At 50.4% G+C, this 13,206-nt stretch carries 10 protein-coding genes and 1 pseudogene; 8 read left to right on the forward strand and 3 right to left on the reverse strand.

All coding sequences use genetic code 11. The features are described 5' to 3' along the window. Positions 1-55 precede the first annotated feature (55 nt). On the forward strand, positions 56-1,246 hold the full coding sequence (prpF, locus tag ACRCZA_RS01915; RefSeq protein WP_438672792.1) for a 2-methylaconitate cis-trans isomerase PrpF: 1,191 nt from the start codon (positions 56-58) through the stop codon (positions 1,244-1,246). A 139-nt stretch (positions 1,247-1,385) separates the two neighbouring features. Here prpF and ACRCZA_RS01920 read toward each other — a convergent pair whose 3' ends face one another. Further along, positions 1,386-2,498, reverse strand: coding sequence for a branched-chain amino acid aminotransferase (locus tag ACRCZA_RS01920; RefSeq protein ID WP_438672793.1), 1,113 nt, complete (start codon positions 2,496-2,498; stop codon positions 1,386-1,388). A 251-nt stretch (positions 2,499-2,749) separates the two neighbouring features. After that, positions 2,750-3,106 (reverse strand): RidA family protein, encoded by a 357-nt coding sequence (locus ACRCZA_RS01925; protein WP_438672794.1) that lies wholly within the window; start codon positions 3,104-3,106, stop codon positions 2,750-2,752. A 330-nt stretch (positions 3,107-3,436) separates the two neighbouring features. Here ACRCZA_RS01925 and zapB point away from each other — a divergent pair, with 330 nt between their 5' ends. From zapB to ACRCZA_RS01950, 5 genes are all read left to right on the forward strand, one after another. After that, positions 3,437-3,637: a cell division protein ZapB gene (gene zapB, locus ACRCZA_RS01930; RefSeq protein WP_438672795.1), complete on the forward strand. Its 201-nt coding sequence runs from the start codon at positions 3,437-3,439 to the stop codon at positions 3,635-3,637. Positions 3,638-4,444: 807 nt separating this feature from the next. Continuing rightward, a complete protein-coding gene (locus ACRCZA_RS01935) occupies positions 4,445-5,458 on the forward strand; it encodes a sulfate ABC transporter substrate-binding protein (RefSeq protein WP_438672796.1) in 1,014 nt (337 codons plus the stop codon). Positions 5,459-5,528: 70 nt separating this feature from the next. Continuing rightward, positions 5,529-6,353, forward strand: a complete 825-nt coding sequence (gene cysT / locus ACRCZA_RS01940; RefSeq protein ID WP_438672797.1) for a sulfate ABC transporter permease subunit CysT — start codon at positions 5,529-5,531, stop codon at positions 6,351-6,353. Between the two features lie 3 nt (positions 6,354-6,356). Then, positions 6,357-7,202, forward strand: coding sequence for a sulfate ABC transporter permease subunit CysW (cysW, locus tag ACRCZA_RS01945; RefSeq protein ID WP_438672798.1), 846 nt, complete (start codon positions 6,357-6,359; stop codon positions 7,200-7,202). 27 nt (positions 7,203-7,229) lie between these two features. Beyond that, positions 7,230-8,294, forward strand: coding sequence for a sulfate/molybdate ABC transporter ATP-binding protein (locus ACRCZA_RS01950; protein WP_438672799.1), 1,065 nt, complete (start codon positions 7,230-7,232; stop codon positions 8,292-8,294). A 224-nt stretch (positions 8,295-8,518) separates the two neighbouring features. Here ACRCZA_RS01950 and typA read toward each other — a convergent pair whose 3' ends face one another. Beyond that, positions 8,519-10,330 carry a translational GTPase TypA gene (gene typA / locus ACRCZA_RS01955; RefSeq protein ID WP_438672800.1) on the reverse strand — a complete coding sequence of 604 codons (1,812 nt, stop codon included), beginning with the start codon at positions 10,328-10,330 and terminating at the stop codon, positions 8,519-8,521. 949 nt (positions 10,331-11,279) lie between these two features. On the opposite strand from typA, the gene glnA reads away from it, so the two are divergent. After that, on the forward strand, positions 11,280-12,689 hold the full coding sequence (glnA, locus tag ACRCZA_RS01960) for a glutamate--ammonia ligase (RefSeq protein WP_438672801.1): 1,410 nt from the start codon (positions 11,280-11,282) through the stop codon (positions 12,687-12,689). A gap of 270 nt (positions 12,690-12,959) precedes the next feature. Next, positions 12,960-13,206: pseudogene (locus tag ACRCZA_RS01965) on the forward strand (RepB family plasmid replication initiator protein); the annotation flags it as partial.

Genomic DNA, 13,206 nt, shown 5'->3' on the forward strand with positions numbered 1-13,206 from the left:
AGCCCAACCTCAGTCAAACGCTCCGCCAGTCTCTGGCGGGGCAATGGGAGTCAGTATGAGCGCAACAAAGTATCCTGCACAAATCAGCATCCCTGCCTGTTATATGCGTGGCGGCACCAGCAAGGGGGTGTTTTTCCGCCTTGAGGATCTGCCTGCCCCAGCCCAAATCCCCGGCCCTGCGCGGGATGCCCTCTTACTTCGGGTCATTGGCAGCCCCGATCCTTACGGTAAACACATCGATGGCATGGGCGGCGCCACCTCCAGCACCAGCAAGACCGTGATTTTATCTAAAAGCACTCAAGCAAATCACGATGTCGACTATCTGTTTGGCCAAGTGGCTATCGATGCACCTTTTATCGATTGGAGTGGTAACTGCGGCAATTTAACCGCGGCGGCGGCCGCCTTTGCCATCAGTCACGGCCTGATGGATGCTGCACGCATCCCGCAAAACGGTGTGTGTACCGTGCGCATTTGGCAAGCCAACATTGGCAAAACCATTATCGCCCATGTACCTATCAGCCAAGGGCAAGTGCAAGAAATCGGTGACTTTGAGCTCGACGGTGTGACCTTTCCCGCCGCCGAAATCCAGCTCGAGTTTATCGACCCCGCCGCTGAAGAAGCCGATGGCGGCGGCAGCATGTTTCCCACGGGCAATCTGGTGGATAGGTTAACAGTGCCCGGCATTGGCAGCTTTGATGCAACGCTCATCAACGCGGGGATCCCCACAGTGTTTATCCGCGCCGAAGATCTGGGTTATCAGGGCACCGAATTACAGGATGATATTAATAACGACAGCGCGGCGCTGGCCAAATTTGAGACTATCCGCGCCTACGGTGCCCTCAAAATGGGGTTGATTACCCAGCTTGAGGAGGCCGCGTCGCGCCAGCACACCCCCAAAATTGCCCTCGTCGCCAAGCCCAAACGCTATATCGCCTCCGGCGGCAAAACCGTAGCGGCAGAGGATATTGATTTACTGGTGCGTGCGCTATCGATGGGCAAACTGCACCATGCCATGATGGGCACTGCCGCGGTAGCGATAGGGACAGCGGCGGCCATTCCCGGCACCTTAGTGAACTTAGCCGCTGGCGGCGGCCAAAAAACAGCGGTACGGTTTGGCCACCCCTCTGGCACGCTGCGGGTAGGCGCGCAGGCATCCCAGGTCAATGGGGAGTGGACAGTGGTGAAGGCGCTAATGAGCCGCAGCGCTCGGGTACTGATGGAAGGCGTGGTCAAAGTGCCCGTATAAGTGCCGGCATAAGCGCCCGAAGCCAGCGCGCACGAGTAGCGCTCATTTAAACACAAAGCGCCATGTAGGCGCTTTGTGTTTAACCGCGAGGTGTGGGCTGTGACAACACAGACCCACGTTGTTGGGCAGGGCCAGTGGCTTACGCAATATACGGCCTTGGGGCGGGAGCGATGCGCTCAACCCGCTTAACCCAACCTTCAGGCCCTTGCACATAACCCTTTTGGATATCCGTATACAGCTTATAAATCCGCTGAATATGCTCACCCACCTCGCCATCGCCAACCGTCACAATCCGGCCATCTTCAAAAATATAAGAGCCAACGGCCGAGACCACCGCCGCCGTGCCAAAGCCGCCCGCCTCAATAATCTCACCCGCCTCGATATCGGCAATAAACTTATCGAGCATCACGGTTTCTTGGCGCACCTCGCAGCCGAGCATCTCTGCTAATTCCATAATGGATTGCGAGGTAATCGACTTCAAAATGGTATCGGTAAAAGTGGGAATGATGACAGTGCCATCCTTCAAAATATGGAAGTGGTTCATCGCGCCCGCTTCTTCAATCTGCTGATTATTCGCATCAAGATAAAGCACTTGGGATGCGCCAAATTGCGCTGCCGCCTTGCCCGCGCGCAGTGACGCCGCATAATTGCCCGCCGCCTTAGAAGAGCCGGTCCCGCCCGATACCGCGCGGTGGTAGGTTTTACTGATGAGTAAGCGAATGCCCTTATTCACCCCTGCAGCATAATAAGCGCCACTTGGGCTAAGCACCACACAAAAGGTATAGCGTGAACTGGGGCTCACCGAGAGCCGATCTTCGGTGGCAAAAATAAAGGGACGAATGTATAAACACGCTCCCTCTTGCATTGGAAACCACAGGCGATCGACATCGATTAAGGCATTGATCGCCTCGAGTTGCATCTGCTCATCAATATTGGGAATACACACAATATCGGCGGAACGATTCATCCGCTCGGCATTTTTATTCAGGCGGAAGGTGTAAATCTCCCCATCCTCATGCATAAAGGCTTTGGCGCCTTCGAAGATCGACTGGCCATAGTGCAATGCCATTGCACCGGGCGCCATCTCAAATGGGCCATAGGGCACGATGCGCGGGTCTTGCCACTGCCCATCGTAATAATCCATCAAAAACATATGGTCGGTTCTGAGGCTACCAAAGCCCACACTTCCCTCGGGCTTAAATGGCTCAGTACGGCGCTCGGACGCAGGTTTTAAATTGTATTTTATTTCCATTGCATACCACCTTGGTTACTGAATAAGCAGACTAGGTAGCGGCAGGAATAAAGTCAATAGCCCTACCCCATCTAACCTAAGGTGTCCTGAAAATAAACCTGTAAATACAGTGACCAAGGTAAGGCCTTGCCTCACCTTAATCAGCTCGCCTTAATCAGCTCGCCTGCCCGTCGGCCTCAAGGAGCCAAGGCTCGCACCTAACCTGCGGTGACCGCAAAGAGCTGGCCAATGGCATAACGGATGTGGCTCGACTAAGGCTGCGCCAGCGCAGCAATCACCGACACTTCAACCAAATATTCCGGCTCGGCAATCGCGGCCTGAACGCAGGCGCGGGCAGGCGCATGTCCAGTAGGTACCCACGCATCCCACACCGCATTCATGGCATCATAGTCACCCATGTCTTTTAGGTAGATGGTGGCTGACAAGAGATGTTCACGGGAGCTGCCGGCCTGCACCAGCAGGGTGTCGACCTCCTCTAGCATAGTGATCGTTTGCTCGGTGATATTCTGGTACTTATCCTTGGCAACTTGGCCGCATAGGTACACAGTGCCTTGATGGATCACTATGCTGCTCATGCGAGCGCCAACATCGATACGGGTAATGCTCATGGTATAACCTCGAAAGTCATCTTAATAAAAAAGTGATCACAGTGTTGTGACGCCTAATACCGGCGCGGCCCACTGTGGTATATGGTCAATAGCGCGATATTATGGGAGCTAACAACCGATAGCAAATAGCCGGTGAGCCACTCGCTCCTTCAACCGCTTTTGTTCACAATAAACCACAAAAGCAGCAACTATTTAGCAATAAATGCTACCCCAACCAGATTAGTGTGGCGTGTTAGCCCACTTTTTAAGCAAACGATAAGAATTGCTATTCCTTATACTCTTGGCACTGCTAGAATCAGGCTCCCATCCAGAAACCATAGGACTCTCCAGATGAGCCTTGAATTACTGTCCAAACTGGAAACCAAAATCCAGACTACGCTTGAAACCATCGAGCTTTTAAAAATGGAACTCGAAGAAGAGAAACAAAAGACGTCAGCCCTGAATGCACAAAACCAACAGTTGCAGCAAGAGCTTAATTCTTGGAACGAAAAAGTCACCGGCTTGGTTGGTTTGCTAAATAGCGAAATCTAAGCCCCGCATGTTTTAGGCGCCATCCACACGCATCATGCAAACATGCAAACATGCAAAAGATGACCCTCGCCTAAGCGCTGCGGTGAGTCCGCCATTCAAATAGTGGGTGCAACTTGCCACCTAACAGTATGAATGGCGTTTTCATGTTAGCCCCCGCCCGCGCTCATGCAACTGCGCACAGACATTAACCACCATACTCGCCGCTGACGTTCATCGGTTTAGCAAAGAAATACATAAGAGCCACACGCATTAGGCCGCCATCCTTAAGCCGTAATCCTTAAGCCGTAATCCTTAAGCCTTAATTCTTAATCCTTAAGCCATTATCTTTAAGCCCTAATCTTTAAGCCCTAATCCTTAAGCCACTATCTTTAAGTAATAATCTTTAAGCCACACACGCTCACCGCCTTAGCCTGCCTCCTTTACAATTTGCCCTACAGACTCGCCAGCGGGATTTCCGCCGAGATGACCTCCATCCCCCCTCGTACGCCCTGTTATCACCAAATGGAATATAAAAGACTAAAATGTAACTTTTTAGTTATCTAAATTACCCTATAATTCCGAGCAAGTGACAGGAGCTTCGCCACGATTCGCCCATAACGACTGTGACAGCAAACGCCAATATAAAGAGGGATAAGCTAATGAAAAATTTAATATTAACCTGCTAATACGCCAGCTAATCACCCACAGTTTAGGCGACAGGATTAAAGCATGAGACTCTCCACCGTTAACTGAGCGTTAATGAGCCCTTGCCATAACAACCTGACCGCATTACCGGAAAACGCTATTACTCATATTAAGGATTTCACTATGGCTTACTCTCACCGTCTCCGGCAAATAACGCTCGCCCTTGTGCTTATGCCGCTAAGCTTTATTGCCCCGGCGAAGGATGCGTTACTCAACGTCTCCTACGATCCAACTAGGGAGTTTTATCGTGAATACAACACCTTATTTAGCAAATACTGGCAGGCTCAAGGCCATGCTGCGCCGCAGCTACGCCAATCCCATGGCGGTTCAGGCTCGCAGGCCCGCGCGGTAATTGATGGCCTCGGGGCGGATGTCGTCACTCTGGCTCTTGGTTATGATATTGATGCCCTGCAGCAACAAGCAGGACTCCTCCCTGCCGATTGGCAGAGTCGCTTACCCCACAACAGTTCGCCTTACACTTCGACCATCGTGCTGTTAGTGCGTAAAGGAAATCCCAAAAATATCCGCGATTGGGATGATCTCATCCGCAAGGATGTCGCGGTGATCACCCCTAACCCTAAAACCTCTGGCGGCGCGCGCTGGAATTATTTGGCCGCTTGGGGTTATGCCTTTAAACGCTTTGGCACCGAAGCCAAGGCAGATGAGTTTGTGCTTCAGCTTTATCAAAACGTGCCCGTATTAGATTCCGGTGCGCGCGGCGCAACTAATACCTTTGTGCAACGCCAAATTGGCGATGTATTTATCGCTTGGGAAAATGAAGCCATGCTGGCACAGGCGCTCCTTGGCAAAGGTGAATTTGAGATCGTCATGCCAAGTATGAGTATTTTGGCAGAGCCCAGCGTCGCCATTGTCGATAAAAACGTTGATCGCAAAGGCACCCGTGAGCTGGCAACGGCTTACCTGACCCATCTTTATTCCGACGATGCGCAGCGACTGGCCGCCAAACACTTTTATCGCCCCACTCAGCCCAACATCGCCGCGCAATACGCTCAGCAATTTCCACAGATCCCGCTGTTAACCATTGATAAGGCATTTGGCGGATGGGCACAGGCGCAGCAACTTCATTTTAATGATGGCGGTAAATTTGACCGCATTCTCGCCCAGATGCACCAGTGATCGGATTGGCCCATCACTTAACAGCGCAAACGCAGCCTAAGATAACAATGATTTATTATGGGATAACATTATGAGCAAGGTGGTCATCAAGTCTGTGCTGCCCGGGTTTGGCATCACCTTAGGCTTCTCGGTTTTATATTTAAGCTTGATCTTACTCATCCCTGTCGCGGGCTTAGTGCTCTACACGCTGCAAATGAGCTGGGCAGATTTTTGGGCGGCAGTCAGCCATCCACAGGTGGTTGCCTCCTATAAGCTGTCCTTTATGGCGGCATTCATCGGGGCCAGCATTAATGCCGTTTTCGGCACACTGGTCGCATGGGTCTTAGTGCGTTATCAGTTTTTTGGCAAAAAGATTGTCGATGCCTTGGTTGATTTGCCGTTTGCCCTGCCCACAGCGGTAGCGGGCATTGCGCTAGTCACCCTGTATTCCACCACGGGCTGGGTAGGCCAATACTTGCAATACGGCGGAATTAAAGTGGCCTACAGCGAAATAGGCGTCGTGATTGCGTTAACCTACATTGGTTTACCCTTTGTGGTGCGTACCGTACAGCCAGTGCTCGCCGACTTTGCCAAAGAGCTTGAGGAAGCATCGGCCTCCCTTGGTGCCAGTCGCTTGACCACCATCAGGCGAGTGATCCTCCCGGCGGTGCTCCCCGCCATGCTCACCGGCTATGCCCTGGCCTTTGCTCGGGCGATTGGTGAATACGGCTCCGTGATCTTTATTTCAGGCAACTTACCCTATCGCACTGAAATCACCCCACTGCTGATCGTGGCAAAAACCGAGCAGTACGATTATCAAGGTGCCGCCGCGATTGGGGTGGTGATGCTCGCGGCAGCCTTCGTCCTATTGTTAGTCATTAATAGCCTACAGTGGTGGGCGAGCAGAAGAGGTTAACCTATGAGCCAGCATTCCCACCACGCTGCTACCAGCGAGGCCCCTTGGATAAAATGGAGCTTGATCAGCATTGCCCTTGGTTTTTTAACCTTATTTTTAGTGCTGCCTTTAGCGGTCGTGCTCTATGGCGCCTTTGAAGCCGGCCTTAACGTTTGGTGGCAAGCGGTGAGCGATCCCGATGCCCTCGCCGCAATAAAGCTGACACTGCTGGTGATCTTCATCGTGGTGCCCATCAACGCCCTCTTTGGCGTTGCCATCGCCTGGGCGATTGCTAAGTTTGATTTTAAAGGCAAAACCTTACTGATCTCGATCATTGATTTGCCCTTTGCTATCTCCCCTGTGGTGGTCGGGCTCATTTTCGTGGTGATGTTTAGCACCCATGGCTGGCTAGGCCCATGGCTGGAACAGCATGATTTACAAATTATTTTTGCAGTGCCCGGCATCATCCTCGTCATTTTATTTGGCACCTTACCTTTTATTGCCCGGGAATTAATCCCGCTGATGCAACAACAGGGCAAGGATGAAGAAGAGGCCTCGCTCACCTTAGGCGCGAGCGGCTTAAAGACCTTTTGGTACGTTACGCTGCCCAATATTAAATGGGGGCTACTGTATGGAGTGGTGCTCTGTAATGCGCGGGCCATGGGCGAATTTGGCGCCGTGGCCGTCGTGTCAGGGCGGATCCGCGGTGAAACCAATACCATGCCACTACACATTGAAGTGTTATACAACGAATACCTGTTCACTGCGGCGTTTGCTGTGTCATCGCTCCTCACCGGTCTTGCGCTGGTGACCATTGTGCTCAAAAGCATGATTGAGTGGAAAGATGAACGCAAACACCGAATTCACTAAACGCCACGGTTAATTAAAGAGAACATAATGAGCATACATATTCAGCAAGTTAATAAGCGCTTTGGTGATTTTGTCGCCGTGGATTCGGTCGATTTAGCGATAAACACCGGTGAGCTCACCGCACTGTTAGGCCCTTCAGGCTCCGGCAAAACCACTCTGCTGCGGATCATCGCCGGACTCGAGCAAGCCGACAGCGGTCTGGTGAAATTTAATGGTGAAGATATTACCAGCCGCCACGTGAGTGAGCGCGGGGTCGGATTTGTGTTTCAACATTATGCGCTATTCAAACACATGACAGTGTTTGAAAATGTCGCCTATGGCCTCACCGTAAGACCCCGAAAAACACGCCCGAGCAAAGCCGACATTGCCGATAAAGTGCACTCACTCTTAAAATTAGTGCAACTCGATTGGACCGCCAATCGCTATCCCTCACAACTCTCCGGTGGCCAAAGACAACGCATCGCCCTCGCCCGAGCCCTCGCGGTTGAGCCCAAAGTGTTGTTATTGGATGAACCGTTTGGCGCGCTCGATGCCAAAGTGCGCGCCGAACTGCGCCGCTGGCTGAGGCGCTTACATGACGAAATTAACGTCACCACCGTATTTGTCACCCACGATCAAGAAGAAGCCCTCGAGGTTGCCGACAAAATTGTCGTCATGAATCAAGGACGAATTGAACAACAAGGCACCCCAGAAGAAGTGTACGATCGCCCCAGCAACCCCTTTGTTTACGAATTTTTGGGCAACGTGAACCTGTTCCATGCCCGTGTGCAACAGGGGCATAGTCGCATTGGCAATATTCAAATCCCCTCACCAGAACATACCCTAGGTGAAGAACAGCAAGGGCTCGCCTATGTGCGCCCCCACGAAATTGACGTACTGACGCAACCGACGGATAACGCGCTGCAAGTCACTTTAGATTTAGTCACCATCGTCGGCCCTACCGCCCGCCTAGAAGTATTAACCGATAGCGATAATCAGCTCATCCATGTGGAAATACCTAAGGTCCAGTTTAAGCAATTAGGGCTAACCAAGGGTGACAAAGCATGGATCCAACCCAGCTACACAAAAGTCTTTTTAGGGGAAGGGATTTAGCGAACGGCGCTAAAGTGAGGCGCGAAGTTGATGGGTGACCTTGCTCAAATTACGTAAGTTGCTCAAGTTGCTTATTGAGTTAACCGTTGAACTTTTAAGGATCGCTAAAAATCAAAAGCCCCGCCGATTTCTCGGCGGGGCTTTTATGTCATCTATGTCATCACGCAACATGGGCCAGTTAGCCAGCCATTCGCTGGCCAACCGCCATGATTAACCGCGTATCATTAACCGCGGCTAGCGCGCTTACGATCGTTTTCGGTTAAGTGCTTCTTACGCACACGGATGCTCTTAGGCGTCACTTCAACTAACTCGTCATCATCAATAAACTCAAGCGCTTGCTCAAGAGTTAAGGTGATTGGTGTAGTCAGTACTTGAGCTTCATCAGTACCAGAAGCGCGCATGTTAGTCAGCTGCTTACCTTTAAGACAGTTTACAGTCAGGTCGTTTGAACGTGAGTGAATACCCACCACTTGACCTTCGTAAACTTCGGCAGCATGGCCAATAAACAGACGACCGCGGTCCTGCAGACCGAACAGGGCGAATGTCAGTGCCTTACCAGTTGCGTTAGAGATCAGTACGCCGTTAGCGCGTTGACCAATATCGCCACCTTTGTGCGGACCGTAATGATCGAATGAGTGATAAATCAGACCCGTACCTGAAGTTGCCGTTAAGAACTCCGTTTGGAAACCGATTAAACCACGGCTTGGGATGATAAAGTCAACGCGAACGCGGCCTTTACCGTCAAGCTGCATGTCTTTCATTTCAGCTTTACGGACACCCAATTTTTCAATAACGGTACCTTGATGCTCTTCTTCAACGTCAACGGTCAGCGTTTCGTATGGTTCACACAGTTCGCCATCGATGGTTTTTAAGATAACTTCAGGGCGAGAAACCGCTAATTCATAACCTTCACGACGCATGTTTTCGATCAGGATAGATAAGTGTAATTCACCACGGCCCGATACCGCGAAACGGTCTGGACTATCCGTTTCTTCCACACGCAGTGCCACGTTGTGCACTAATTCCTGTTGCAGACGCTCAAGAATGTTACGTGAAGTCACGTACTTACCTTCTTTACCCGCAAAAGGTGACGTGTTGACTTGGAAGGTCATGGTCAGCGTTGGCTCGTCAACAGATAAAGGCGGCATCGCCTCTACATTGCCAGCGGCACACACTGTGTCCGAAATTTTAAGCTCACCCAAACCGGTGATCGCCACGATATCGCCAGCGTTAGCAACATCCACTTCTGTGCGCTCTAGACCCATGTAACCTAATACTTGGCCCATTTTACCGTTACGGGTTTTACCATCGGCACCGATAATGGTGACCTGTTGGTTAGTTTTGATGCTACCACGGTTAATGCGACCCACACCGATAACACCCACGTAGGAGTTGTAATCGAGCTGAGAAATTTGCATCTGGAATGGACCATCAGCATCAGCATCTGGTGATGACACTTTTTCAACGATAGTCTGGAACAGTGGCGTCATATCTTCGCTGACGACATCCGGATCTAAGGTTGCAAAACCGTTTAACGCTGAGGCGTAAACGATTGGGAAATCTAACTGCTCGTCAGTCGCACCTAAGTTATCGAACAGATCAAATACTTGATCAATAACCCAATCAGGGCGAGCACCAGGACGGTCAATCTTGTTGATAACCACGATTGGCTTTAAGCCTTGGGCGAACGCTTTTTTAGTCACAAAGCGAGTCTGTGGCATTGGACCATCCACAGCATCAACCAGCAGCAATACTGAGTCAACCATAGATAGAACGCGCTCTACCTCACCACCGAAGTCGGCGTGACCTGGGGTATCAACGATGTTGATACGGTAATCGTTCCACTTGATGGCAGTATTCTTTGCCAGAATCGTGATCCCACGTTCCTTCTCAAGATCGTTGGAGTCCATCACCCGCTCAGTAGCTTCTCCCCGGGTTGCAAGGGTTCCTGATTGCGACAGCAACTTGTCTACCAGGGTCGTTTTGCCATGGTCAACGTGTGCAATAATGGCGATGTTACGTAAATTCTCTAGCACGGATAAACCTCTTACCATCAAACAAAAATAGGGATATTACAATATTCGTTATAGCAATCTACGTTGAGTCGCCATAAAAAAGCGTGCCATTCTACTCCAGAGCGGCCTTGGCGCACAGGATTATTTTTGAACACTTATAAAACAATCCTGCGAGGAGCGATCGAGCAGCCCATAAGACCGCCCACACTTAAGCCCCTCACGCCTTTAAAACTCAATCCAAAACCAGCCATCCGCGGGCGGTGGCGACCAATAAACTGCCCCGCGCTGAGACGCGCACATTGGCGCAACATCGGCACAAACACACAAATAAACACGCAAACACACAAACACACGCAAACAAGCGCGGGGGCCTACACAAACTCAAACCTTAGCCAGTACGCACGCCTCCCCCGTTAATGTTAGCGGCTGACACCTCGGGCAGCCTAAGCTTAACGACGTGTTAACGCCTTACACTACCCCCTTAATTTAACGGACGTTTATGACATTTTTAACGGACGTTTATGACATTATTACGGCGAACATATTGTTCGCTTAAAAGGGCGAATATCTTCACCACCCCACGCCAATTAATGTGTTAGCTTAAGGAGGTTTACCAAGATCCATCAGCGCGGCACCAGATAGCGCGCCTGATACGATCCCGAAATAAACATCAAGCATGACACCCTTAACCACAGCCGAGTGATAAGCCTGCACCGACAACCGGTCGCGGCAACTCAATCGATTGTTGCACCAAAATAGATGAGCGCACCAAAATGCCACAAACATTCGCACCACTTTGGTGCGTGCCGACAAGCATCTTGGTGCATAATCATGCTTAAGCGTTACTTATCAATGATTTAAAATTTTGGCACAGATATCGCTTTAATGTTCGTAAGTTTAGCTCAACAAAATGCAGTGTGAGTTAAAAGATTATAAAAGGGACACCCTTTACCCTACCGGAGGCTTGAGAATGTCAGTTGAATCAGTGTTAAAGCAACTTGAAGAATTAGAAGTTAAGTTTGTTGATTTACGTTTTACCGACACCAAAGGTAAAGAGCAGCACGTATCGATTCCTGCTCATCAAGTAGACGCTGACTTCTTCGAAGACGGTAAAATGTTTGACGGCTCATCAATCGCTGGCTGGAAAGGCATTAACGAATCAGACATGGTGCTGATGCCAGATCCAACGACATTTGTGTTAGACCCTTTCACCGAAGAAACCACCGCCCTCATCCGCTGTGACGTATTAGAGCCGGGCACAATGACTGGTTACGATCGCGACCCACGTTCTATCGCTAAAAAAGCGGAAGAATACCTACGCTCAACCGGTATTGCTGACACAGTATTAGTGGGACCAGAACCCGAATTCTTCCTGTTTGACGATGTCCGTTTCGGTACTGACATGTCAGGCTGTTTCGTTAAAATCGACGCGAAAGAAGCGGCGTGGAACTCAGGCACCAGCTACGAAGGCGGCAACACCGGTCACCGTCCATTCGTAAAAGGCGGTTACTTCCCAGTTGCGCCAGTTGACTCATCACAAGACCTGCGTAGCGCGATGTGTTTAGTGCTCGAAGAAATGGGTCAAGTGGTTGAAGCTCACCACCATGAAGTGGCGACTGCGGGTCAAAACGAAATTGCTACTCGCTTCAATACCCTGACTAAGAAAGCGGACGAAATCCAAATCCTGAAGTACGTTGTGCACAACATGGCTCATGCCTATGGTAAGACTGCGACTTTCATGCCTAAGCCAATCGTTGGCGACAACGGTAGCGGTATGCACGTGCACCAATCTCTGTCTAAAGATGGTGTTAACCTGTTCGCCGGTGACAAATACGCAGGCTTAAGTGAAACCGCCCTGTATTACATCGGTGGTATCATCAAGCACGCTCGCGCGCTGAACGCTTTCACTAACCCAAGCACCAACTCTTACAAGCGTTTAGTACCACACTTCGAAGCACCTGTGATGTTAGCTTACTCAGCGCGTAACCGCTCTGCTTCAATCCGTATTCCAGTGGTACCAAGCCCTAAAGGCCGTCGTATCGAAACTCGCTTCCCTGATCCACATGCAAACCCATACTTAGGTTTCGCAGCACTGCTGATGGCAGGTCTTGACGGTATCCAAAACAAGATCCACCCAGGCGAAGCAATGGATAAAGATTTGTACGATCTGCCAGCAGAAGAAGCGGCTGAAATCCCACAAGTGGCCACTTCATTAGAAAACGCCCTTGAATGCTTACAAGCCGACCACGAGTTCTTAACTCGCGGCGGGGTATTCAGCGAAGATTTCATCCAGTCTTACATTGCACTGAAATCTGCCGAAGCTGAGCGTGTGGCACGTACCACTCACCCATTAGAGTTTGAAATGTACTACAGCCTGTAATGGCTAACGGCATGCCATTACTCACTGTATAAATCAATGCAGAATGTATAAAAGCCCCAACAGTGTTGCTGTCGGGGCTTTTTTATATCTAGAAGATAACAATGAGAATGGCAACTGATGTAATACAAAGTCAAAGAGTGATCTGAGATCTGCAAGGCGCGGCATACAAACCTCCTTATTTAATACTTAAGCAAAGCACAGCCGGAGGTTAACTACTGCGCTAATATGAGTGGGTGCTAGTTTGTTCTCGGGCGCATCCAAAGCCAAAGTTTGTCATTTAGGCGCAAAAACACCGAAAAGGCCGTGCATACGGGGATGTTATTGCGGGCCATGTATGATGGTGAAGCCGATATTGTGGAACTGATGGCCGATGAAACCCTGTGGGATCTGTACCGGTTAGACTATCAAGTGTTAGTCAGTCTGCGAGTGCTCGAAAAATTGCCCCGTGCGGAGGTCGCACAGTGCCTGTATTTGTATTTCACGTCCTTACCCGAGAATCCCCACCCCGTTTCCTTTG

It is taken from the genome of Shewanella sp. (assembly GCF_051658185.1).
In the GTDB taxonomy this organism is placed as follows: domain Bacteria; phylum Pseudomonadota; class Gammaproteobacteria; order Enterobacterales; family Shewanellaceae; genus Shewanella.